The organism is Streptomyces sp. NPDC104381 (genome assembly GCF_055583745.1).
Genome location: NZ_JBVJNK010000001.1, coordinates 111,131 through 134,814 on the forward strand (window position 1 = coordinate 111,131; position 23,684 = coordinate 134,814).

A 23,684-nucleotide genomic window follows, 5' to 3' on the forward strand; every position below is an offset into this window, starting at 1 on the left:
CTTCGCCCCGCGTACCGTGCTCGCTCGATCGAGCGCGGTGTACGGGGCGATTCGGCGTTCAGTGCGTCGCGGTGTGCGGGGCGATTCGGCGCTCAGGGGCAACGCGAGAAGCGCCCCGCCTGTCGATCCCCCCACGGGTCGACGGACAGGGCGCTTCCCATATCCCGGAGCGGATTCCCCCCACGGGATCCGGCCGGGCGTCTGCGCGGGAGCCTGAACTCCCTTGTTCCTCGGTGGTGCGTATTCAGTTGGTCCTGCGGTGCGACTGCCGGGGTACGTACGCACGGGAGGGCCGCTCAAAGCTCCCCGGTGCACGTGCCCCGGCCATTGCTTGCCAGGAGCGTCCCCCAAGACACTCCATCGGACGTCCCCCAAGACATCCTTGGCATCGCACTCTTAGACTCACCAACCCATCAGATGGTTACCCTCAAATCGGTGTGATCTAAGTCTCTTTGTAGAAATTATGTGAAGGAGCGCAACCTCAGGCTGTTCGTCACGACGAAGACCGACGAGAACGCCATTGCCGCCCCCGCGATCATGGGGCTGAGCAGCCCGAACGCGGCGAGAGGCAGTGCGGCCACGTTGTAGCCGAACGCCCAGAAGAGGTTGCTTCTGATGGTGGACAGAGTACGCCTCGACAGGCGGATGGCGGCAGGGGCCACCTTGAGATCTCCACGAACCAGCGTGAGGTCGCCGGCCTCGATCGCGGCGTCCGTCCCGGTGCCCATCGACAGGCCGAGATCGGCCACGGCGAGCGCCGCCGCGTCGTTGACCCCGTCGCCGACCATCGCCACGGACCTGCCCTCGGCCTGGAGACGCCGTACGACCTGGGCCTTCTCCTCCGGAAGGACCTCCGCGAACACCGTGTCGATCCCGACCTCGCGGGCCACGGCATCCGCCGCGGCCCGGTTGTCACCGGTCAGCAGGACCGGGTCGAGGCCCAGTGCGCGAAGCTCCGCGACGGCCTCCGCACTGCTCTCCTTCACCGAGTCCGACACCTCCAGCACGCCCTTCGCCAGCCCGTCCCAGGCCACCGCGACCGTCGTACGGCCCTGAGCCGCCGCACGGGTCAGGGCGTCGGCCAGGGGCGGCGGCAGGGCGACCCCGGCATCGGCGAGGAACCGCGCGCGGCCGGCCAGCACGTGGTGCCCCTCGACCGTGCCGCGTACCCCGAGGCCGGGTACGTCGGTGAAGTCCACCGGCACGGGCAGCGCCGAACCCGTACGGGCCGCCGCCCCCGTGGCGACGGCGCGGGCCACCGGATGCGCCGAGGCGTGTTCGACGGCCCCCGCGAGCCGGAGCACATCGGCCTCGGCCGTCCCGGGCGCGGTGTGGACGCGTCCGAGCACCATGCGGCCGGTGGTGACCGTGCCCGTCTTGTCGAGGACGACCGTGTCGACCCTCCGGGCCGTCTCCAGGACCTCGGGGCCCTTGATCAGGATGCCGAGCTGCGCGCCGCGCCCGGTGCCGGCCAGGAGGGCGGTGGGAGTGGCGAGCCCCAGGGCGCAGGGGCAGGCGATGATGAGTACGGCGACGGCGGCGGTGAACGAGGCCGTGACGTCATCGGTGGCGAGCAGCCGGCCGACCAGCGTCCCCAGGGCGATCAGCAGGACCACGGGGACGAAGACCGCGGAGATCCGGTCCGCGAGGCGCTGCGCGGCCGCCTTGCCGCTCTGCGCGTCCTCGACGAGCGCGGTGATCCGGGCCAGCTGGGTGCCGGCGCCGACGCGGGTGGCCTCGACGACCAGCCGTCCGGACACGTTGAGGGTGGCACCGGTGACGGAGTCACCCGGGGCGGCGTCCACCGGAAGGGACTCCCCGGTGAGCATGGAGGCGTCGACGGCCGAGAAACCCTCGACGACGGTGCCGTCGGTGGCGATCTTCTCGCCGGGCCGCACGACGAACCGGTCACCCACGAGCAGCCGCCCGACGGGGAGGCGCACCTCCGTGGTCCCTCGGAGGACCGTGACGTCCTTCGCGCCCAGGTGGAGCAGCGCGCGCAGGGCGGCACCCGCCTTCCGCTTGGACCGCGCCTCCAGGTAGCGGCCGAGCAGGATGAAGGTCACGACTCCGGCCGCCACCTCCAGATAGATGGTGGACGAGGGGTCGGACCCGGAGCCGGTGACATCGAACCCGTGCCGCATCCCGGGCATCCCCGCGGTGCCGAGGAACAGGGCCCACAGCGACCAGCCGAAGGCCGCGAGCGTGCCGAGGGACACCAGGGTGTCCATCGTCGCCGCGCCGTGCCGCAGGTTCGCCCCTGCGGCGCGGTGGAAGGGCAGTCCGCCCCAGATGACGACGGGGGCGGCGAGGGCGAGGGAGAGCCACTGCCAGTTGTCGAACTGGAGGGCGGGAATCATGGCCATCAGGACGACCGGCACGGCGAGCACGGCCGAGACCTGGAGCCGCTGCCGGAGCGCGGCGAGGGCCTCGTCTGCGGTGCGCTCGGCCGCGTCCTCGTGCGCCGCGTCCGCGCGGTTCTTCGCGCTCTCCGTGCCGTACCGGCCGCTGGTGTCGTCGTCCTGGCCGACGCGGCTGCCCGTGCCGTTCTCGGGGTCCTGGGCGGCCGGGGCGGTGCGGGGTTCGTTCTCGGGTGCGCCTGGGCTGGTCGCAGGTTCGGGGCGGCTGGCGGGCCGGGCCGTGTAACCGGTCTTGACGACGGTGGCGACGAGGTCGTCGAGCGTGGTCCCGGCGCCGTAGGAGACGCGGGCCTTCTCGGTCGCGTAGTTGACGGTGGCGGTGACCCCGTCCATCCGGTTGAGCTTCTTCTCGACACGGGCGGCGCACGAGGCGCAGGTCATCCCGCCGATCGTGAGCTCGGCATCGGCGGTCGCCGCCGCCGGAGCCCCGGCTGCCGTGGTGCTGGCCATGTGTGCGGACTCCTGGGTCGAGCAGTCGGGCCGTTCCCCACCAGTATCTGCTCCCTGGTGACGGAACCGGCCCGACGGAAGGTGCTTGCGGCGCGCAGCCCGGGTGCCGGGCGGCGCCGGTGGAGGGGGCGTGCGTTGCCGTGGTGCGGCGGCCGGTGGTGCAGGTGGTGCGCCGGCCTGTGGTGCGGGGCGCGCGCTGCCGTGGTGCGGGTGGTGCGGTGCCGTGGCGCGGGCGGGTCTCAGGCGCGGCCGACGAGCTCGTAGCCCGCCTCGTCGACGGCCGCCCGTACGGCGTCGTCGGTCAGCGGCTTCGCGGAGGCGACGGTGACGCGGCCGGTGGCGGCCTCCGCCTTCACCGAGGTGACCCCCTCGATCCCGGAGATCTCCTCGGACACCGCTCCTTCGCAGTGGCCGCAGGTCATGCCCTTCACCTCGTACACCGCGGTGACGCCGCCCACCTGCACGTCGGCGGCCCCGTCGTGGCAGGAACCGGTGGACGAGCAGCAGGAGCCGGCGGCCTGGGGCGTGTCGGTCTCGGCGGTCATGGCGTTCTCCTCTTCGCAGGCACTGATGGTGTGACATTCGGGGCACGGGAGGGCGCCGGGGAACCCGGTGCGCCTGCCCGCCCGCTCAACTATACCCCTAGGGGGTATCAATCCGTCTGGGTGTCACTCCATCGGGCGTGTCGCACACCAGGGGCTCCAGGTAGCGGTACATGACGCTCTTCAACTCCCTTACGTACGCCTCCCGTTCGGCACCCTCGTGCTCCATGACCAGGTCGAGGCCGGCCTTGAAGAGGACGAACGACATCGCGGCGGTGCGGGCGACCTGGTCCGCGGGCAGGTCCGGCAGGTAGGCGCCGAGGAGCTGCTCGGTCCTGCTGAGCATGGAGGCGTGCAGGATGTCGTGCTCCCGGGTGATCACGCCCGGGATCTCTGAGCCGTGGGTGAGGACGGCGAAGGCCGGGTTCTCGCAGTTGAAGGCGATGAGCGGGTCGAGGACCGTGTCCAGCATCCGGTCCAGCGGCAGTTCGATGTGGCTGACGACGAACGCGGCGCCGTACGTCTCCCGCCAGCGGTGCATGAGCTGCTCGCCGAGCTCGATGGCGATGGCTTCCTTGTTGGGGAAGAACTGGTAGAGCGTGCCCGGCGAGACGCCCGCCTCGCGGGCGATGGCGTTGGTGCTGGCGCCGTTGTACCCGCTGGCGCAGAAGACGCCCGCGGCGGCTTCGAGCAGCTGGGCGATGCGGGCCTCCCCGCGGGCCTGACGGCGGCGCGGCCGGCCGGCTCCGCCGCTCCCGGCGTCCGGGTCGCCGCCGGGACCCTTGACGTCCTGGCCGTCCTTGGTGTCCTCGCCGCTCTGTGCGGGTGTGGCGGCTGCTCCCGCTCTGGCCTCCGGCACGGTCCATCCCCAGCTCTCAAGACGCGGTTGACAAACACGAGTGGGTGCTCGCATTCTGAAGAAACGCGAGCGAGTACTCGTGTTTGCCAGTGTACGTGGCAATGAACGACCCGTGCCGTTCCGCGCTGCCCGGGTCCCGGTGAAGGGGACACCGCACCATGTCCGAAGTCAACAGCTCGGAGCATGTCGGGCGGTGGACCCGCTTCGTCACGGCGCGGCCGCGCCTCGCCCTGCTGGCCGCCCTGGTGATCACGGCGCTCGCCGTGTTCGCGGGCAGTGGTGTGGCCGACCGGATGGGAAGCGGGGGCTGGGAGGCGCCCGACGCCGAGTCGACGTACGCGACCCGGGCGCTGGAGCGTGAGTTCCCCGATTCGCAGCCCAACCTGCTGCTGCTCGTCGACAGCGGCTCCGCCTCGGTCGACGCCCCGGCGGTGGCGGCGGAGGCCGACCGGCTCACCCAGCGGCTGTCGGCCGAGCCCGGCATCGCGGGCGTCGGTTCGTACTGGCGGACGAAGTCGCCCGCCCTGCGCTCCACGGACGGACACGAGGCGCTCGTCGCCGCCCGGATCGAGGGCGACGAGAAGGCCGCCGGTGAGATCCTCGACCGGATCGCCCCCGCCTACCGGGGCACGCACGGCCCGGTGGAGGTCTCCGTCGGCGGGCCCGTCGCCGTGCGGCACGAGATGCAGAGCATCATCCAGGAGGACCTCCTGCGGGCGGAGCTCATCGCCCTGCCCGTCACGCTGGTGCTGCTGGTCATGGTCTTCGGCAGCGCGATCGCGGCACTGCTGCCGCTCGGCGTCGGCATCGTCGCCATCCTCGGCACCAACGCGGTGCTGCGCGGCATCACCGAGTTCACCGACGTGTCGGTCTTCGCCCAGAACCTCACCACGGCGCTGGGGCTCGGACTCGCCATCGACTACGCCCTGTTCATCGTGCGCCGGTTCCGCGAGGAGTTGTCCACCGGGGCGGACACCCGGGCGGCGATCGGCACCACCCTGCGTACGGCGGGACGCACGGTGCTCTTCTCCGCGCTGACGGTGGCGGTGTCGCTGGCCGCGATGATGGTCTTCCCCCAGTACTTCCTGCGCTCCTTCGCCTATGCGGGCATCGCCGTCGTGCTGCTGGCCGCCGCCGCGGCCCTGATCCTGCTGCCGGCCGCGCTGATGCTGCTCGGGCCGCGGGTCAACTCCCTGGACCTGCGCCGGCTGCTGCGCCGCCGCGGGAAGGCGGCGGCCTCCGGTCCGGCCGGGGCCGGTGAGGGGCCGGGTCGGGGGTGGGCGCGCTTCTCGGTGCTCGTGATGCGCAGGGCGCCCGTCTTCGCCGTCGTCACCACGGTCGGGCTCGTCCTCCTGGGGCTCCCATTCCTCGGGGTGAAGTTCGGTACGGCGGATGACCGGCAGCTGCCGGCCGACGCGGAGTCCCGTGTCGTCCAGGAGCACATACGGGAGGGCTTCCCCGGCAGCCCCGGCGGCGGGCTCGAAGTGCTCGCCGAAGGCGCGGCGAGCCCCGACCGGTACGCCGACTTCCGCGAACGTATCGCCGCGCTCCCCGGTGTGCAGCGGGTCGACGGGCCCGTCACGGCGGACGGATCCGCGTACTACGACGTCCTGCCCGAGGGGGAGGCCGTCGGGCAGGGAGCCCAGGACCTGGTCCGGGAGCTGCGGGCCGAGCCCGCACCGTTCGACACCTCGGTGACCGGTGCGGCAGCCGTCCTGGTCGACTCCAAGGCCGCCATAGCCGACCGGCTGCCCTGGGCCGTGGGGATCATCGTCGTGGTGACGCTGCTGCTGGTGTTCCTGCTGACCGGCAGCGTCCTGATACCGCTCCAGGCGGTCGTGCTCAACGCGCTCAGCCTGACCGCGATGTTCGGAGCGGTGGTCTGGGTCTTCCAGGACGGAAATCTCTCCGGGATCCTCTCCTTCACCAGCACAGGGGACATCGAGACGACCCTGCCCGTGCTGATGTTCTGCGTGGCCTTCGGGCTCTCCATGGACTACGGGGTGTTCCTGCTCTCCCGGATCAAGGAGGAGTACGACCGCACCGGCGACCACGAGCACGCGGTGACGTTCGGGCTCCGCCACACCGGCGGGCTGATCACGGCCGCCGCCGTCATCCTGGCGGTGGTGATGGTCGCCATCGGGACCTCGCGCGTGACCAACACCAAGATGCTCGGGCTGGGGATCGCGCTGGCCGTGCTGATGGACGCCATGGTGGTGCGCAGCCTGCTGGTGCCGGCCGTGATGAAGCTGATGGGCCGGGTCACCTGGTGGGCGCCCGCGCCGCTGCGCGCCTTCCACCAGCGGTTCGGGCTGAGCGAGGGCGAGCCGGCTCCGGCGGCCGGTGACCAGGACACCGAGGAGGCGGACGGAGCGGGCGGCGGCCGGGAGCGGGACAAGGTCACGGCCGGGGCGTAGATTCGCCGGATCAAGGAGCCGGGCGGCGCGGGCCCGGACCGGGCTGGGCGAGGTGCGGGCCGGGCTGTGCGAGCCGGGCGGCGCCGCGCCGGGAGAGGTGCGGGCGATGCGGGCAGTGGTGTTCGAGGAGTTCGGGCAGGAGGCCCGGGTGCGGGATCTCCCGGATCCCTCGCCCTCGGCCGGGGGAGTGGTGGTGCGGGTGGAGGCCACGGGGCTGTGCCGGAGTGACTGGCACGGCTGGATGGGACACGACCCGGACATCACCCTCCCGCACGTCCCCGGCCATGAACTGGCCGGAGTGGTCGAGGAGGTGGGCCCCGGCGTGCACAACTGGCGCGCCGGCGACCGGGTCACCGTGCCCTTCGTCTGCGCCTGCGGCCGCTGCTCCGCCTGCGCGGCCGGCGCCCAGCAGGTCTGTGAACGGCAGACCCAGCCGGGCTTCACCCACTGGGGCTCCTTCGCGGAGTTCGTGGCGCTGGAGCAGGCCGACGTCAATCTGGTCGCGGTGCCCGAGGGGCTGACGTCCGCCACGGCGGCGGGACTCGGATGCCGGTTCGCCACGGCGTTCCGGGCCGTCGTGGGGCGGGGACGGGTGGCGCCGGGGGAGTGGGTCGCCGTGCACGGCTGCGGCGGGGTGGGGCTGTCCGCCGTGATGATCGCGGTGGCCTGCGGAGCCAGGATCGTCGCGGTCGACGTCTCACGCCAGGCCCTGGAGCTGGCACGGGCGTTCGGCGCGGCGGCGTGCGTGGACGCCTCGGCGCACCCCGGCGGCGCGGATGAGGCCGTTCGCGAACTGACCGGCGGCGGTGCGCATCTGTCGCTCGACGCGCTCGGGTCGCCGGCCACCTGCGCCGCCTCCGTACGGAGCCTGCGCAGGCAGGGCCGTCACGTCCAGGTCGGGCTGCTGCCGTCGGCCGCCGGTGACCCCGTCGTCCCCATGGCCCAGGTGATAGGCCAGGAGCTGGAGATCCTCGGCAGCCACGGCATGGCCGCCCACGACTACCCGCCCATGATGGACATGGTGGTGGCCGGCACCCTCCGGCCGGATCTGCTGGTGACCTCCACCCTCGCCCTGGACGCCGCCCCGGCGGCCCTCGCCGCGATGGGCACCACCCCCGGAGCGGGTGTCACGATCATCGAACCGGCGAAAAGAGCCTGAGCGGCCGGGGACGTCGGGACCGGCCCCGCCTCAACGGCCCCGGTTGCTGGGCCGGGAGGCGATCCAGGCGAGGACGGTGTCCACGTACCAGTAGGGCTTCCCGTTCCGGACATCGTCGGGGGGCGGGAGCAGCCCGTGCTTGCGGTACGAGCGGATCGTGTCCGGCTGCACCCGGATGTGCGCCGCAATGTCCTTGTACGACCAGAGCGTTCTGTCCGTCATGAATGACACCTCTCTGTACGTCCGTGCGCCTCTGTCCCGGTGAACGAGAGGGGCCCGGGCCGGGCAGGGGGCGTCGCGAGCCCGTGACACAGGCTCAGTCGAACGCGGACATACGTAACAGGGAAGTGACTGCCGTGGCGGTCGGGGCTGCCGTGACAGCGGTGACAGCGGTGACAGCGGTGACGGGAGAGGCGGGGGATGGCTCAGACGGACGGTCGCGCGGGCCCGCAGATGCGGAGGAACTCGCGGGTGCGGCGGGCGATCGGCAGCGGCTTGTCGGGCGGGCAGGGATACATGTCCTGCTCGACGATGGCGAACAGGTCCTTGCCGAGGGCGCGTGCGGCGTCCAGCACGGGCTCCAGCGCCGGCACCCCGCCCGGCGGTTCGCACATCACGCCCCGCGCCACGGCCGGACCGAACGGCACCCCGTCCGCCACGACATCGGCGAGTACCGCCGGGTCCACCTGCTTGAGGTGCAGATAGCCGATCCGTTCCCCGTAGGTCCTGATGAGCTTCACGCTGTCCCCGCCGCAGTACGCGTAGTGCCCGGTGTCGAGGCAGAGGGAGACCAGGTCGGGGTCGGTGGCGTCGAGGAAGCGGTTGACGTTCTCCTCGCTGTCGATGTGCGTGTCGGCGTGCGGATGCACCACGATCCGCAGCCCGTAACGGTCCCTCACCTCGCGCGCCAGGCGCTCCGTCTGCGTGGTGAGGTCGCGCCACTGCGCGGCGCTGAGCGTGCGGTCCTCCAGCACCTCACCCGTCTTGTCGTCCCGCCAGAACGACGGGATGACCACCAGATACCCGGCGCCCATCGCCCGGGTGAGTGCCGCGATGCCCGCGACATGCTCCCAGGTCCGGTCCCAGACCGCCGGGCCGTGGTGCAATCCGGTGAAGACCGTGCCCGCGGAGACGGCGAGATTCCGGCGGGCGGTCTCGTCCGCGAGGTGGGCGGGGTCGGTCGGGAGATAGCCGTACGGGCCGAGTTCGATCCACTCGTAGCCCGCCTCGGTGACCTCGTCCAGGAATCGCTCCCAGGGCACCTGCTGCGGATCGTCGGGGAACCACACTCCCCACGAATCGGGTGCCGAACCGATGCGGATGCGGGCCGGAGAGGGTACGGAGGAGGTCATATCGCCCACCCTCCAGCCCTCGGGAAGGAGTGTCAAGAGTTCGTCCGAATGTCCGGACAAAGTGTTGACAGGGTTACGGGCGAGGGCTAGACCTGGGAGCGGCCGTCCGGCCGTGGCCGACTCCCGGACGCCGTGCCGGGCCGGAGCACCGGGTCGAAGGGATGCGTATGCCTGAGCCGTACGACGTGATCACCATGGGCCGCATCGGAGTGGACATCTACCCGCTGCAGACCGGTGTACCGCTGGCCCGGGTCGAGACCTTCGGGAAGTTCCTCGGCGGCTCCCCGTCCAACGTCGCGGTGGCGGCCGCCCGGCTGGGACGGCGCACGGCGGTGGTCACCCGGACCGGCCAGGACCCCTTCGGTGACTATCTCCACCAGGCGCTGCGGGAGTTCGGGGTGGACGACCGGTGGGTGAGCGCCGTGGCGGAGTATCCGACCCCGGTCACCTTCTGCGAGATCTTCCCGCCGGACGACTTCCCGCTCTACTTCTACCGGCAGCCCAAGGCGCCCGATCTGGAGATCCACAGCGCCGAACTCGACCTGGACGCGGTGCGGACCGCCCGGGTCTTCTGGATGACCGGCACCGGGCTGTGCGCCGAACCCAGCCGCACCGCGACGCTCACCGCGCTCCGCGCCCGCGGCGCGGCAGCTCCGCCGGAGGCGCCGGGCCACCCGCGTGCCACCGTCTTCGACCTCGACTGGCGCCCCATGTTCTGGGACGAGGCGGACAAGGCCGACGAGGCCGACGACGAGAACGAGGGGAGCGGGGCGAAGGGCACCCGGGGCGGCAACGGCGAGGCCGCCCGCGCCCATTACCGCGAGGCCCTCGCCCACGCCACGGTCGCCGTCGGCAACCTCGACGAGTGCGAGATCGCCACCGGGGAACGCGAACCGTACGCCGCCGCCCACGCCCTGCTCGCCGCCGGCCCCGAACTCGCCGTCGTCAAACAGGGACCGGCGGGCGTCCTCGCCGTCCACCGCGACGGCACCACGGCGGAGATCCCGCCCCTCCCCGTCGACGTCGTCAACGGCCTCGGCGCCGGGGACGCCTTCGGCGGAGCCCTCTGCCACGGCCTTCTCGCCGGCTGGGACACGGCGCACATCATGCGCTACGCCAACGCGGCCGGGGCCATCGTCGCCTCCCGCCTCGCCTGTTCGTCCGCGATGCCGTTTCCCCACGAGGTCGAGCAGGCACTCGCCGCCGGCCGGATCGGCGCGGCGTCCCCGGGAGCCACCCCATGACCCCGCCCGCCGCAGCCGGTGTCGCCGATCTCGTCCGGCTCCGCGCCCACCGCCCCGAAGCCGTCGCCGAGGCCGCCGCCGCCCGCCGCAGACGCCCCCTCGTCGGCCCCACCGGACGCCTGATGATCATCGCGGCGGATCACCCCGCCCGTGGCGCGCTCGCCGTCGGCGACGACGACCTGGCCATGGCCGACCGCTTCGACCTGCTGGAACGCCTCTGCCTCGCCCTCACCCGCCCCGGTGTCGACGGGGTGCTCGCGGGTGCGGACGTCCTGGAGGACCTGCTGCTCCTGGGCGCCCTGGAGAACAAGGTCGTCCTCGGCTCCATGAACCGCGGCGGACTCGCCGGAGCCGCCTTCGAGCTCGACGACCGCTTCACGGGCCACCGCCCCGCCGACCTCGCCCACCACGGCTACGACGCGGGCAAGCTCCTGCTGAGGATCGACCACGACGACCCCGGCTCGCTGGACACCCTGCACACCGCCGCGCGCACCGTGGACGAGATGGCCGCACTCCGGCTGCCCGTCTTCATCGAGCCGTTCCTCTGCCACCGCACCCCCGCCGGGCTCCGCACCGACCTGGGCGCCACCGCCGTCACCACCTCCATCGCCATCGCCTCGGGGCTCGGCGGGACCTCCGCGTACACCTGGCTCAAGGTCCCCGTCACCGACGATCCCGACGACATGGACCGGGTGATGCGCGCCTCGACCCTCCCCGCCGTGCTGCTCGGCGGCGAGGTCACCGGCGACCCCGACACCGCGTACGAGCGGTGGCGCGGCGCCCTGCGGCTGCCGACCGTCCAGGGGCTGGTGGTCGGGCGCTCGTTGCTCTACCCCGCCGACGGGGACGTGGCGGGCGCGGTCGACACGGCCGTGGGGCTGCTGTGAACACGTACGGCCGCCGGGGCGTCCGTGGGAAAACCGGCCGACGGGGCAGGGGCTTCCGTGAAGGGGCCGGCCGACGGGCCGAGGGCTTCCGTGAAGGGGCGGGACGACGGGTAGGGATGGAGCCATGACGACGACCGACGAGCAGCAGAGGCACCACCTCAGGGCCGGCCGTGCCGCACGTGGCCCCTACGCCCTCGACATCGACCCGGAGCGCGCCGGGTGGGAGCGGTCGAGCCTGCGCGTCCTGGAGCTCGGACCCGGTGGTGTTCACACGCTGGACACCGGGGAGAGCGAATGGATCATCCTGCCGTTGTCCGGTGGCTGTACGGTGCAGACAGCAGGTGAGATCTTTGAACTGCTGGGCAGGAAGGACGTGTTCAGCGCAGCCACCGATTTCGCCTACGTCCCACGCGACGCCCGCGCCCAGATCGCCTCCGGCGCAGGAGGCCGCTTCGCCCTGGCAGGAGCGAAGTGCGAGCGACGACTCCCCGCTCGCTACGGCCCCGCGCCGGAGGTACCGGTCGAGCTCCGCGGCGCCGGCGCGTGCTCGCGCCAGGTGAACAACTTCGCCGCGGCCGACACGTTCGACTGCGACCGACTCATCGCCGTCGAGGTCCTCACCCCCGGCGGCAACTGGTCGTCGTACCCCCCGCACAAGCACGACGAGGACCGCCCCGGCACCGAGTCGGTGCTGGAGGAGATCTACTACTTCGAGGTCGAGGGCGACGGCCTCGGCTACCACCGGGTGTCGCCGTCGCGCCCCGGAGGCACCGACGTCCTCGCCGAGGTCGCCACGGGGGACGCCGTCCTCATCCCCGACGGCTGGCACGGCCCGTCCATCGCCCCGCCCGGCCGCACCCTGTACTACCTGAACGTGATGGCGGGCCCCGGAGCCCGCGAGTGGCTGATCAGCGACCATCCGGACCACCGCTGGATCCGCGACACCTGGCCGGCCCAACCGGCCGACCCGCGGCTCCCGTTGTACGGAGCGGAGGCCGTCCGATGACCACCGGGCCGCACGGCACCCGCAGGCTCACCACCGCCCAGGCGCTCATCGCCTTCCTCGCCCGCCAGTACACCGAGCGCGACGGCCGCCGCCACCGCCTGATCGACGCGACCTGGGGCATCTTCGGCCACGGCAACGTCGCGGGCGTCGGGCAGGCACTCGTCGAGGCCGGCCCCACGATGCCGTACCTCCAGGGCCGCAGCGAGCAGGCCATGGTGCACGCCGCCGTCGGATACGCCCGCCAGTCGGGCCGGCTCTCCGCGCACGCCGTCACCACGTCCATCGGCCCGGGCGCCACCAACCTCGTCACCGGCGCCGCGCTCGCCACCGTCAACCACCTGCCCGTGCTGCTGCTGCCCGGCGACACCTTCGCGACCCGCCCCGCCGATCCCGTGCTCCAGCAGCTCGAAGTGCCGCACGCGGGCGATGTGTCGGTCAACGACTGCCTGCGCCCCGTCTCCCGCTCCTTCGACCGGATCACCCGCCCCGAGGCGCTGATCCCGGCCGCCCTCCAGGCCATGCGCACCCTCGCCGACCCGGCGGAGACGGGCGCCGTCACGCTCGCGCTGCCGCAGGACGTGCAGGCGGAGGCGTACGACTGGCCGGCCGAGTTCTTCGCGACGCGCGTCTGGCACGTACGCAGGCCGGCCCCCGATCCGTACGAACTCGACCAGGCCGTCCGCGCCGTGCGCGCCGCACGCCGTCCCCTGATCGTCGCGGGTGGCGGCGTCCACCACAGCGGGGCCGAGGAGACGCTCGCCGCGTTCGCCGCCGCCACCCGCATCCCCGTCGCCTCCACCCAGGCCGGCAAGGGGTCCCTGCGCCACGACCACCCCGCCGACGTGGGCGGCATCGGCCACACCGGGACCGCCACGGCCGACGCGCTGGCCCGCGAGGCCGACCTCGTCATCGGGATCGGCACCCGCTACACCGACTTCACGACCGCTTCCGGCACCCTCTTCGCCGACCCGGCGGTCCGCTTCCTCAACCTCAACATCACCGGCTTCGACGCCCACAAGCTCGCCGCTCTGCCCCTCGTCGGTGACGCCCGCACCGCGATCGAGGCGCTCGGAGCGGCCCTCGGCGCATGCGGCCACCGTGTCGCCCCGGCCTACGAGAGCGAGTACACCGACGCCAAGGACCGCTGGGAGCTGCGTGTCGACGCGGCCTTCGCCGCCGGCGACCCGGACGCCCGCCCCACCCAGGCGCAGGTCCTCGGGCTGCTGGACGAGCTGGTCACCGAGGACGACATCCTGATCAACGCGGCGGGCTCCCTCCCCGGCGACCTCCACAAGCTGTGGCGGGCCCGCTCCCCGCACCAGTACCACGTCGAGTACGGCTACTCCTGCATGGGATACGAGATCCCCGCCGCCCTCGGGGTGCAGCTCGCGGCCCCCGGCCGGCCCGTCTGGGCGCTCGTCGGCGACGGCACCTATCTGATGAACCCCACCGAGATCGTCACCGCCGTGCAGGAGGGCCTGCCCGTCAAGCTCGTCATCCTCCAGAACCACGGATACGCGTCCATCGGCGGCCTCTCCGAGTCCGTCGGCGCCGAACGCTTCGGCACCGCCTACCGCCACCGCACCGACGCGGGCGCGTTCACCGGCGCCCCGCTCCCCGTGGACCTCGCCGCCAACGCGGCCTCGCTGGGCATGCGCGTCCTGCGCGCCGGTTCGGTGGGGGAGCTGCGCAAGGCCCTCGCGGAGGCACGCGCCGCGGACCGCCCCACTTGTGTCTACGTCGAGACCGAAACGGCAGACACAGTGTCGGGCCCGCCCCCGGCACAGGCGTGGTGGGATGTTCCGGTAGCCGAAACCGCGACCCGCCCGTCGGCGGTCGAGGCCAGGAAAGAGTACGACCGGCAGATCGCAGCCCGACGCCGCCACCTGTGAAGGAGACCTCGTCATGAAGACCGTCAACCACTGGATCGGTGGCAAGGCCGTCGAGGGCACGTCGGGCAACTACGGTCCGGTCACCGACCCGGCGACAGGCGCCGTCACCACGCAGGTGGCGCTTGCCTCCACCGAGGAGGTCGACGCCGCCGTCTCCGCCGCGAAGGCCGCGTACGCGACGTGGGGCACCTCCTCGCTCTCGGCGCGCACCGCCGTCCTCTTCCGCTACCGCGCCCTGCTCGACTCCCACCGCGACGAGATCGCCGCGCTGATCACCGCCGAGCACGGCAAGGTGCACTCCGACGCGCTGGGCGAGGTCGCCCGCGGTCTGGAGATCGTCGAGCTGGCCTGCGGCATCACCACCCAGCTCAAGGGCGAGCTCTCCACCCAGGTCTCCAGCCGCGTCGACGTCTCCTCGATCCGGCAGCCGGTCGGCGTCGTCGCCGGCATCACCCCGTTCAACTTCCCGGCCATGGTGCCGATGTGGATGTTCCCGCTGGCCATCGCCTGCGGGAACACCTTCGTCCTCAAGCCCAGCGAGAAGGACCCCTCGGCCGCCAACCTGCTGGCCGAGCTGGCCGCCGAGGCGGGCCTCCCCGACGGTGTGCTGAACGTCCTGCACGGCGACAAGGTCGCCGTGGACGGGCTGCTCGCCCACCCCGACGTAGCCGCCGTCTCCTTCGTGGGCTCCACCCCCATCGCCCGGTACATCCACGCCACCGCCTCCGCGAACGGCAAGCGGGTCCAGGCGCTCGGCGGCGCGAAGAACCACATGCTGGTCCTCCCGGACGCCGACCTGGACGCGGCCGCCGACGCGGCGGTCTCGGCGGCGTACGGCTCCGCCGGTGAGCGCTGCATGGCCATCTCCGCGGTCGTCGCCGTGCGTTCGATCGCCGACGAGCTGGTCGCGAAGATCCGTGAGCGCGCCGAGCAGATCACGATCGGCCCCGGCACGGACCCCGCCTCCGAGATGGGCCCGCTGATCACCGCCGCCCACCGCGACAAGGTCGCCTCCTACGTCACCGGGGCCGCCGCCCAGGGCGCCGACGTGGTCCTCGACGGCACCGGCCACACGGTCGAGGGCTTCGAGGACGGCCACTGGATCGGCCTGTCCCTCCTGGACAACGTCTCCACGGACTCCGACGCCTACCGCGACGAGATCTTCGGCCCCGTGCTCTGCGTGCTGCGCGTCGAGACGTACGAGGACGGCGTCGCCCTCATGAACGCCTCGCCCTTCGGCAACGGCACCGCGATCTTCACCCGTGACGGCGGGGCGGCCCGCCGCTTCCAGCTGGAGATCGAGGCCGGCATGGTCGGCGTCAACGTCCCGATCCCGGTGCCCGTCGGCTACCACTCCTTCGGTGGCTGGAAGGACTCCCTCTTCGGCGACCACCACATCTACGGCAACGACGGCGTGCACTTCTACACCCGTGGCAAGGTCGTCACCACCCGCTGGCCCGACCCCGCCGACGCCCCCGCCGGCGTGGACCTGGGCTTCCCCCGCAATCACTGACACGACGGACAGGGGCGCCCGCCGGGTGGAAGACTGACCGCATGGTGCCGGCGTCGCAGCTTCCGTTCGGCGCGGCCCTGCGGGCCCGCCTGGGCCAGCCCGCGCACCCGTCCCCGCTGGAGAGCAGCCCGCGCTCCCGGGTCTGGCGCATCGAGCTCGCCGGGCGCCCGGCCGTGCTGAAGCAGCTGGTGGCGGGGCCCGAGGCCGACGAAAGGTACGGGCGCGAGGTGGCCGCCCTGCGCATCGCCGCCCGTGCCGCCGTACCGGTCGTGCCCGCGCTCCTGGGCACCGACCCCGCCGAGCGGGTCCTCGTCCTGGAACACCTCGACGAGGCGCGTCCGCCCGCCGACTGGACCGTCGGCTACGCGGCGTCCCTGGGCCGGCTGCACGCCACCGCGCGCCCCGGCGACGCGGGGGCCCTGCCCCGCTGGCAGGGCCCGGCCGCCGCCGACGTCACCTCCTTCCTCACCCTCGCCGAGACCCTCGGGGTCACCGGGCCGCCCGGGGTACGGGACGAACTCGACGCCCTCGTGGAGCGCCTCGGCCGGGCGGAAGGGACCGCCCTCCTGCACGGCGACCCGTGCCCCGGAAACGATCTGCACACCCCGGCCGGCGTCCGGTTCATCGACTTCGAGCAGGCGTCCCTGGGCAGCGGCCTGATGGAACTCGCCTATCTCCGCATCGGGTTCCCGACCTGCTGGTGCGTCACCAGGGCGTCCGCCCCGCTGCTGGAGCGCGCCGAGGCCGCCTACCGCACGGCCTGGCTCGCCGTGACCGGCACCGCACTCCCGGACACCGGCCTGGCCGACGCCTGCGCGGGCTGGCTGATCAGAGGCGACGCCCTGGTGCAGCGCGCCCACCGCGACGGCACCGACCACCTCGCCCGCGTACCGGACGAGGACTGGACCTGGGGCACGGCGTCGGCCCGCCGCCGCCTCGCGCACCGGCTCGGGGTGGTCGCCGGCATGGCTGCCGACCAGGGGGAGCTGCGGCAGCTCGGCGCCCTCGCCACCGACCTGCGCCGCGCCGTCCTCGACCGCTGGCCGACGCTGCGCCCGCTGCCGGAGCGGCGCCCGTAATCACTGGAAGCTCAGCCGGTGCGGGTGGGCGGGGCCGGCCGGGCAGGTGTGCACGCGCATCAGACCGCGGCCGAGGTAGACCCCGGTGGGGTCGATGACGCGCGGGTCGTCGGAGGCGTCGCGGTCCTCGATCGGCAGCCAACTGCGTGACGCCCCGTCGCACTCCCCCATGGCCACGGTGAGCAGGGGCGGCATCGCCGCTCCGCACACCCCGCAGTCGACCGGGGCGGGATCGGTCAGATGCCAGGACGCGAAGCCTCCGACCTTCCAGCCGGGCGCGATCGAGAGGTCGCTCATGTAGTCGACCTCCTCCGGTTCATCGGCCCGGTCCGAGGCCATGGCCGCCGCGTACTCCTCGTACGTCGCGTAACTCCGTGACGGCAAGGGGCAGTCGCCGTCCTCGCCGTCCTCGCCGTCCTCGTCGCGGAGCCCTTCCTCCCAGGCGTCGATCTCCTCCTGGAGTCCTTCGTCCAGCAGCCCGAGGTACTCGTGTTCCACGACCTGTTCCGGGTGCACGACGCACATGTCCGGCACGCATTCGGCGCGACCGACGACCAACGGCTCGGGCTGCGGGGCGAGTACGGCGCCGACCTCGGAGGAGCGCCGCCACTTCAGCACGACGTCGATCGTGCGGGCTTCGCCGTGTGCCTCGAAGGGACACCAGAGGACCTGGAGCAGATCGTGCCCCTCCGGCCCCACGAGATCCGGGACCTCGCGTGCGTACAGCTGGGCGACGGCCAGCAGCGGCACCGGGTCGTCGTCGTGGAGCTCCGGGAGATGGCACCCCCGGGCCGGTGCGGCGAGCAGGCGCTGTTCATCCTCGGTGAAGTCCCGCCCCCGCGCGTCCTCCTGGATCCGACGGCGCAGCCGCAGGTCGGAGAGGAGATGGCCCGTGCCCTTCGGGTGTACGTCCGTGCACACCGGCCACGGTTCGTCGGCCGGCCACAGCAGAGGGCCCGCCACCGAACTCTCCCGTACGCCGGGCGCGCCATGACGGGGGTGCAGCCGGGTGGCCGTACGCCGGTGCGCCGCGAGGGCAGGGAAGGCCGCCTCCACGTCGAGGGGGCGCGGCGGGGTGGTGCGGGTCATGGGAAAGCCCTTCGGGTACGACGGACCGGCAGACGCGTACGCCGGTTCCGGCGACGGTCACACATCCCGAACATTGTCGGGGTCGCGTCACTGGCTGATGGCGCTTCCGTACAGCGCTGGGCGTGGGCAGCAAAGTTTGCCATCGTAATGACTCGCCGGGGAGCGCAGTCGGCCCCCGGTGAACGGCAGAAGCTTCACATGCGAGCGGCCCGCCCGGGCTCGTCGCTCAACAAGCCAATGAACACGGGGGAATGGAAACCATGACACTTCGCAGCAGGTTCACGCGCCGCACCCGGATCGCTCTCATCGGCGTCGCCGCCGGAGGTGTTGCTGCCGCAATCGCCGTCGTGCCGTCGCTCGCCGACAGCGGCGCCTCCGAGCCGGCCACCGTCGCCGCCCAGAAGGAAGCCGGCTACGGGCCCGAGCCCGAGGCGGACAGCAAGCTCGTCACCCGGGTCAGCGGGCTGTCCACCATGGCCACGGCCACCCTCTCGCCCGACACGATGATCAGCAGGGCCCGCACCTGGCTGACGGCCGACAACGGCGGCCCGGTCCCGTACAGCATGGAGCGGGTCTGGAAGGACGGCTACCGCCAGGACTGCTCCGGCTTCGTCTCCATGGCCCTCGGACTGGCGAAGCCCGGCCTGAACACCGTCGGACTGGCCGACCCGAAGAGCGGCGTCACCACGCGGCTCAGCAGCGTGAGCCAGCTGAAGAAGGGCGACCTGCTGATCGACTACAGGACCGACGACGGCGACTTCCGGCACGTGGTGATCTTCGAGAAGTGGGCCAACACCGCACACAGTGCTTACTACGCCTACGAACAGCGCGGCACGTACGGCACGACCTACCGGCAGCTCACGTACGGGATCGGCAGCGACAACTACGACCCCTTCCGCCCGGTCAAGCTGGGTGGCGGCACCGGCGGTGGTGGCGGCGGGCAGGTTCCGTCCCCGAGCGTCTCCTGGCCGGTCCTCAAGAGCGGCTCCAAGGGCGCGGACGTGAAGACCGCCCAGCAACTGCTGATCGCGCAGGGCTACTCGATCGCGGCCGACAGCAGCTTCGGCCCGAACACCCGCGCCGCGGTGGTCAAGTTCCAGAAGTCCCGTTCCCTGGCCGCCGACGGGGTCATCGGCCCGAACACCTGGTCCAAGCTGACCAAGGTCGTGAAGTCCGGCTCGTCCGGTTCGGCGGTGAAGGCGGCGCAGACGCAGCTGAACGTCTACAACTACGGCCTCGCGGTCGACGGCAGCTTCGGCACGAGGACGAAGGCCGCGGTGGTGGCCTTCCAGAAGAACCACAAGCTGGAGGTCGACGGCGTGGTCGGCCCGAACACCTGGCGCACCCTGCTCGGCTCCCGCTGACCCGGGCGGTCCCGGCGGCTCCCGCTCACCGCGCCGCGGTGCGCGGGAGCCGTTTGCGTGCGTGGCCGGCCGAGACGAAAACCGGATGCCGCGGCGCGCCGGGGTCGCGCATCCTGGGCGCATGAACGACCGTACCGACCCGCCGCGTTACGAGATCCGGGCGCAGCACACCGACACCACCGTCACCGTGTACCAGGCCTACCCGCCGGCCATCGGCCTGCCGGCCGCCCGTGACGGGCGCTTCCCGCCCGCCTGGAAGCGCGACCGCATGACGTGGATCAAGCCGAGCTTCCTGTGGATGATGTACCGCTGCGGCTGGGGCACCAAGGAGGGCCAGGAGACGGTGCTCGCCGTCGAGATCACCCGCGACGGCTTCGCCTGGGCCCTGGAGAACGCCGAACTCTCCCACTACGTACGTGAGGTGCACGGGGACCACGACGCGTGGAAGCGGGCCCTGCGGTCCGCGCCCGCCCGTGTCCAGTGGGACCCCGAGCGCGATCCGGCCCTGAACCCGCTCCCGTACCGCTCGCTCCAGCTCGGGCTCTCCGGGGAGGCCTCCCGGAGGTACGCCGACGAGTGGACCGTGTCCGTCCGCGACGTCACACCCCTGGCCCACGAGGTGCACGAGGCGGTCCGCGCGGGGGACCGGGAGAAGGCCGCCGCCCTGCTGCCCGTGGAGACCCCGCTCGACCTCAGGGCACCCCGCCCGGTCGCCGCCACCCCGTGAGCTCCAGCACCTCCCCGGCGATCTCCGCCACCGTCCGGCCGTCCGTGGCCACCCGCACGGTGTCCGGCGGCGCCTGCTCGTCCAGCAGCCGCGCCTTGCGCGCACTGCCCGCGACCTCGCGGTCCAGGGCGGAGCCGGTCTCCCGGGCGGAGAGCCGGACCAGCGTCGTGTCGTCCGACGCGGTGAGCAGCACCCGGACGATCCGCACGCCGGGGCCCAGCGCCCGCTCGAACATGGGGGCCGAGGCGGGCAGCACGCTCACCGTGTTCGTGTAGATCAGCCGGTGGTGACCGAGCGCCGCGTAATTCCGCCACACCGCCGTCAGGTTGGCCTCGGTGACCGCCGAACGGTGCGGGTCGTCCACCGGGGCGGGGTGGATCTGTCCCAGGTAGTCGCCCTCGACGACCGCGTGCGCGATCCCCGCCTCCCGCAGCAGGTCGGACACCTCCCAGCCCACCGTCGTCTTGCCGACACCGGCCCGGCCGCCGATGAGAAGTACCTCGGGACGTTTCGCGTTCATGCCCGGAGCCTCGCAGCGGACAGGGCGCCGCCGCCATCGCATTCCGGGGCGCACCCATGACTTTCGGCAGTGCCGGACGGGCCCCGGATTCCGTACCGTCGGGCCGGTGGACCCCAACCTGAATCCGACGCCGCGCCGGACCATGAACGCCGAACGAGTGGTCGCTGTCATGGTGCCCGTGGTGGTGGCCGGGTTCGGCGGGCTGAGCCTCGTGAGCCCGTGGTGGGGCGTGCCGACCGCGGTCGCCGCGTTCCTGGCGGGGCGGCGCCCCGGGCGTACGGGAGCCGTGCTCTGCGCGCTGGGCGCCGTGCTCGCCGCAGGGGTGGTGGCCGCCTCGCTGGTGCCGTCGCTGCTCGCGGCCGGTACCCGGTTCGTCGGCGTGGTGGTACTCGGCGTCCTGCTGCCCTGGTGTGCGGGGCGGTTCTGGCGGCAGTACCAGGAGCTCGTCCGAGCCGGCTGGGAGCGGGCCGAACGCCTCGAACGGGAACGGCGGTTGGTCGCCGAGCAGGCCCGGCAGGCGGAGCGGGCGCGCATCGCACAGGACATGCACGACGTGCTCGGCCACGACCTCAGCCTGATCGCCCTCTCGGCGGGCGCTCTCCAGCTTGCCCCGGGACTCGGCGACCAGCAGCGGCGGACCGCCCAGGACATCCGGGCGCGCGCGGCCACGGCGGTCGAGCGTCTGGGCGAGGTGATCGGCGTCCTGAGCGAGGACACACAGAACGCCGAGGGGGCTCCGCTGCGGCCGCACGGGCGGGAGCTGACCGAACTGGTCGGCGATGCGGCCGAGTCCGGGCTCAGGGTCGAACTCCGGGTGGACGGGGAGGCGGACGGCCTCCCGCCCGTTGCCGCCCGGGCCGTGCGGCGGGTCGTGCAGGAAGCCCTGACCAACGTGGCCAGGCACGCGCCCCGCGCGGCGACGACGGTCCAGGTCAGGCATACCGGGACCGAGACGGAGGTGGCCGTCGTCAACGGCCCGGCGCCGACGCCCGCCGGGCACCCGCCGGGGCGGGGAGGCCGGGGGCTCATCGGTCTGGACGAACGGGTCCGACTGGCCGGCGGCACCTTCGAGCACGGGCCCCGGGACGGCGGCTTCGCCGTGTGCGCCCGGCTGCCGCACAGCCCTGCGGGACGGCTCCCGCACAGCCCTGTGGGACGCCTGCCGGAGCGCCCCGCACCCCCGGCCGGGCGGTCCGAGGACGGGGCGCCGGCGGAGTTCCGCAGGGCACGGCGGCGTATGGGCCGCACCCTGGCCTTCGCGCTCCTGGTTCCACTGGCCGCGGGCGCGGTGCTGGGCGCCGCGGTGACGGGGTGGGACATGGTGGTGGCGGCACGCTCGACCCTCGATCCGGGCGACTACGCCCGCCTCCGGGTGGGGCAGGATCGTGCGGAGGTACGGCGGGTGCTGCCGGACCGCCAGTCGGTCCACCGGCCGCCCGGTGGCGAGCAACCCGAGGGACGAGGAGTGACGTGCGAGTACTACGCGATGACGGCCGATCGCTTCGACGACCGGTCCGGGGACGCCTACCGGCTCTGCTTCCGCGACGGCACGCTCGTCTCCCTCGACGCACTGGCCGGGTGAGCGTGCGATGACCCGGGTGCTGATCGCCGACGACGAACCGATGATCCGGGCGGGCGTGCGGGCCGTGCTGTCCACCGACCCCGCCGTCGAGATCGTCGCCGAGGCCGCCGACGGACGCCAGGCGGTGGAGCTCGTACGGCTCCACCGCCCCGATGTGGCCGTGCTCGACGTACGGATGCCGAGGACCGACGGCATCGACGCGGCGGCGGAGATCACCCGGATCGCTCCCGCCACCGGCGTCATCATGCTCACGACCTTCGGCGAGGACGACTACATCCTCCGGGCGCTTGGCTGCGGAGCCGCGGGCTTCCTGATCAAGTCGGGTGAGCCGGAGGAACTCGTCGCGGGCGTACGCGCGGTGGCCGACGGCGCCGCCTATCTGTCACCGAAGGTCGCCGCGCGGGTGGTCGCGCACCTCGCGTCCGGCGGGGCCGGAGCCCAGGCCGGACGCCGGGCCGCCGCCCGGGAGAAGGTCGCCGGGCTGACCCCCAGGGAACGCGAGGTGCTGTCGTTCCTCGGCAGCGGACTGTCCAACGGGCAGATCGCCCGGCGGCTCCACGTGGTGGAGGGGACCGTCAAGGCGCACGTCAGCTCCGTCCTGTCCCGCCTGGGGGTGGAGAACCGGGCCGCCGCCGCCGTCGTGGCGCACGAGGCGGGCGTCGTGCCCGCGCGGACGGTCGAGGCCGGCTGAAGCAAGGCGCTCCACTGGCCGGCCGGCGGCGAGCAGGAGCGCCGTCACCACGGCCGCCCCGAGCAGCGCGCCGGCCAGCACGTCGTGTGGATAGTGGACGCCCGTGAGGACACGCAGCAGCGCCGCCGCCACGGCCAACGGTACGGTCACGGCCGCCAGCCGGGGCCGCCGGAGCGCGATCCCCGTCGCCAGTGCGGCGGCCAGCGTGGCGTGGTTGCTGGGGAACGACCAGTCGCCGGCCTCCGGGCACACGGCCACGGCCTCGGCACCGGGCACGGCCCGGCAGGGGCGTTCCTCGTCGGCCACAAGTTTCAGCGCCTCGCTGACGGCGTACGCCACGACTGTCCCCGCCCCGGTCAGGAGGGTTCCGGCGGCGAGGCGGGGGGCCCCGCGGCGGACAGCCGTCCAGCCGAGCAGGAGCAGCAGCAGGCCCAGGGCGACGAGGGTCGCCTCGGTGACCGGCTCCAGGAGGTGGACCAGCCAGGCGGGCCGGTCCGCGACCGCTGCGGTCAGCGACCGGTACACCGAGACGGAGACACCGTCGGTCACCACCGTCGGCCCGGGCCGGCCGAGCCCGCCCGGTGACAGGAGGGCCACGGCGACGGCCGCCGAGGACAGCACGGCCGCCGACGCGAGCAGGCGGGCCGTCAGGGGATGTGGATTCTTCATGCCGCCGAACGTACGAGCGCCGGGAGGCCCGGCACCCGGGCCGAACGGCAGGCACCGCACACGGCGATCGTCAGGGGGTGCCCCGCTGAGCGCTTACGTGGACGGGGCCCCGGTCATGCGCGTACGGGCCTTTCGCGAGGCCGGTGTACCGCATGCGGAGTACGGGCGGGCCGTGCCGTACCTCTCAGGGAGGCCGGGGAGCTCCCCCTGGCGGCATCCTGG

At 73.0% G+C, this 23,684-nt stretch carries 19 protein-coding genes and 1 pseudogene; 12 read left to right on the forward strand and 8 right to left on the reverse strand.

Features of this window, described 5'->3' with window-relative positions:
- Positions 1 to 461: 461 nt before the first annotated feature.
- From ACZ607_RS00485 to ACZ607_RS00495, 3 genes are all read right to left on the reverse strand, one after another.
- The gene (locus ACZ607_RS00485; RefSeq protein WP_469730289.1) at positions 462 to 2,870 is read right to left on the reverse strand and encodes a heavy metal translocating P-type ATPase; all 2,409 of its coding nucleotides are present in this window, start codon (positions 2,868 to 2,870) and stop codon (positions 462 to 464) included.
- Positions 2,871 to 3,109: 239 nt separating this feature from the next.
- Positions 3,110 to 3,415 carry a heavy-metal-associated domain-containing protein gene (locus ACZ607_RS00490; protein WP_469730291.1) on the reverse strand — a complete coding sequence of 102 codons (306 nt, stop codon included), beginning with the start codon at positions 3,413 to 3,415 and terminating at the stop codon, positions 3,110 to 3,112.
- A 97-nt stretch (positions 3,416 to 3,512) separates the two neighbouring features.
- A complete protein-coding gene (locus ACZ607_RS00495; protein ID WP_469730292.1) occupies positions 3,513 to 4,271 on the reverse strand; it encodes a TetR/AcrR family transcriptional regulator in 759 nt (252 codons plus the stop codon).
- A gap of 158 nt (positions 4,272 to 4,429) precedes the next feature.
- On the opposite strand from ACZ607_RS00495, the gene ACZ607_RS00500 reads away from it, so the two are divergent.
- Positions 4,430 to 6,688 carry an MMPL family transporter gene (locus ACZ607_RS00500; RefSeq protein ID WP_469730294.1) on the forward strand — a complete coding sequence of 753 codons (2,259 nt, stop codon included), beginning with the start codon at positions 4,430 to 4,432 and terminating at the stop codon, positions 6,686 to 6,688.
- 106 nt (positions 6,689 to 6,794) lie between these two features.
- A complete protein-coding gene (locus ACZ607_RS00505) occupies positions 6,795 to 7,847 on the forward strand; it encodes a zinc-dependent alcohol dehydrogenase family protein (protein WP_469730296.1) in 1,053 nt (350 codons plus the stop codon).
- A gap of 30 nt (positions 7,848 to 7,877) precedes the next feature.
- Here the strand turns inward: ACZ607_RS00505 and ACZ607_RS00510 are convergent, their stop codons facing one another.
- The gene (locus ACZ607_RS00510) at positions 7,878 to 8,069 is read right to left on the reverse strand and encodes a helix-turn-helix transcriptional regulator (protein WP_129263096.1); all 192 of its coding nucleotides are present in this window, start codon (positions 8,067 to 8,069) and stop codon (positions 7,878 to 7,880) included.
- Positions 8,070 to 8,272: 203 nt separating this feature from the next.
- The gene (locus ACZ607_RS00515) at positions 8,273 to 9,199 is read right to left on the reverse strand and encodes a sugar phosphate isomerase/epimerase family protein (protein ID WP_469730298.1); all 927 of its coding nucleotides are present in this window, start codon (positions 9,197 to 9,199) and stop codon (positions 8,273 to 8,275) included.
- Positions 9,200 to 9,366: 167 nt separating this feature from the next.
- Here ACZ607_RS00515 and iolC point away from each other — a divergent pair, with 167 nt between their 5' ends.
- The 6 genes from iolC (at position 9,367) to ACZ607_RS00545 (ending at position 16,820) form a co-directional block, all read left to right on the forward strand.
- A complete protein-coding gene (iolC, locus tag ACZ607_RS00520; protein WP_469730300.1) occupies positions 9,367 to 10,443 on the forward strand; it encodes a 5-dehydro-2-deoxygluconokinase in 1,077 nt (358 codons plus the stop codon).
- Positions 10,440 to 11,330 carry a Cgl0159 family (beta/alpha)8-fold protein gene (locus ACZ607_RS00525; RefSeq protein WP_469730302.1) on the forward strand — a complete coding sequence of 297 codons (891 nt, stop codon included), beginning with the start codon at positions 10,440 to 10,442 and terminating at the stop codon, positions 11,328 to 11,330. The genes iolC and ACZ607_RS00525 overlap by 4 nt, the downstream gene beginning before the upstream one ends.
- A 124-nt stretch (positions 11,331 to 11,454) precedes the next feature.
- On the forward strand, positions 11,455 to 12,336 hold the full coding sequence (gene iolB / locus ACZ607_RS00530) for a 5-deoxy-glucuronate isomerase (RefSeq protein WP_469730304.1): 882 nt from the start codon (positions 11,455 to 11,457) through the stop codon (positions 12,334 to 12,336).
- Positions 12,333 to 14,228 (forward strand): 3D-(3,5/4)-trihydroxycyclohexane-1,2-dione acylhydrolase (decyclizing), encoded by a 1,896-nt coding sequence (iolD, locus tag ACZ607_RS00535; protein WP_469730306.1) that lies wholly within the window; start codon positions 12,333 to 12,335, stop codon positions 14,226 to 14,228. The genes iolB and iolD overlap by 4 nt, the downstream gene beginning before the upstream one ends.
- Positions 14,229 to 14,241: 13 nt before the next feature.
- On the forward strand, positions 14,242 to 15,741 hold the full coding sequence (locus ACZ607_RS00540) for a CoA-acylating methylmalonate-semialdehyde dehydrogenase (RefSeq protein WP_469730308.1): 1,500 nt from the start codon (positions 14,242 to 14,244) through the stop codon (positions 15,739 to 15,741).
- A gap of 41 nt (positions 15,742 to 15,782) precedes the next feature.
- Positions 15,783 to 16,820, forward strand: coding sequence for a phosphotransferase family protein (locus ACZ607_RS00545; protein ID WP_469730309.1), 1,038 nt, complete (start codon positions 15,783 to 15,785; stop codon positions 16,818 to 16,820).
- On the opposite strand, the gene ACZ607_RS00550 is transcribed toward ACZ607_RS00545, so the two are convergent.
- Positions 16,821 to 17,909 (reverse strand): hypothetical protein, encoded by a 1,089-nt coding sequence (locus ACZ607_RS00550; RefSeq protein WP_469730311.1) that lies wholly within the window; start codon positions 17,907 to 17,909, stop codon positions 16,821 to 16,823.
- 260 nt (positions 17,910 to 18,169) lie between these two features.
- On the opposite strand from ACZ607_RS00550, the gene ACZ607_RS00555 reads away from it, so the two are divergent.
- Positions 18,170 to 19,273 (forward strand): C40 family peptidase, encoded by a 1,104-nt coding sequence (locus tag ACZ607_RS00555; protein ID WP_469730313.1) that lies wholly within the window; start codon positions 18,170 to 18,172, stop codon positions 19,271 to 19,273.
- Positions 19,274 to 19,394: 121 nt separating this feature from the next.
- Positions 19,395 to 20,000 carry a DUF4291 domain-containing protein gene (locus ACZ607_RS00560; protein ID WP_469730315.1) on the forward strand — a complete coding sequence of 202 codons (606 nt, stop codon included), beginning with the start codon at positions 19,395 to 19,397 and terminating at the stop codon, positions 19,998 to 20,000.
- Here the strand turns inward: ACZ607_RS00560 and ACZ607_RS00565 are convergent.
- Entirely contained in the window at positions 19,966 to 20,520 is a 555-nt protein-coding gene (locus ACZ607_RS00565; protein WP_469730317.1) for a nucleoside/nucleotide kinase family protein, read from the reverse strand. The genes ACZ607_RS00560 and ACZ607_RS00565 overlap by 35 nt on opposite strands.
- A 142-nt stretch (positions 20,521 to 20,662) precedes the next feature.
- Here ACZ607_RS00565 and ACZ607_RS00570 point away from each other — a divergent pair, with 142 nt between their 5' ends.
- Positions 20,663 to 22,102, forward strand: coding sequence for a sensor histidine kinase (locus ACZ607_RS00570; RefSeq protein ID WP_469731810.1), 1,440 nt, complete (start codon positions 20,663 to 20,665; stop codon positions 22,100 to 22,102).
- A gap of 7 nt (positions 22,103 to 22,109) precedes the next feature.
- Positions 22,110 to 22,793, forward strand: a complete 684-nt coding sequence (locus tag ACZ607_RS00575; protein ID WP_469730319.1) for a response regulator — start codon at positions 22,110 to 22,112, stop codon at positions 22,791 to 22,793.
- 90 nt (positions 22,794 to 22,883) lie between these two features.
- Here the strand turns inward: ACZ607_RS00575 and ACZ607_RS00580 are convergent.
- A pseudogene (locus ACZ607_RS00580) lies at positions 22,884 to 23,462 on the reverse strand (phosphatase PAP2 family protein); the annotation flags it as partial.
- Positions 23,463 to 23,684 lie beyond the last annotated feature (222 nt).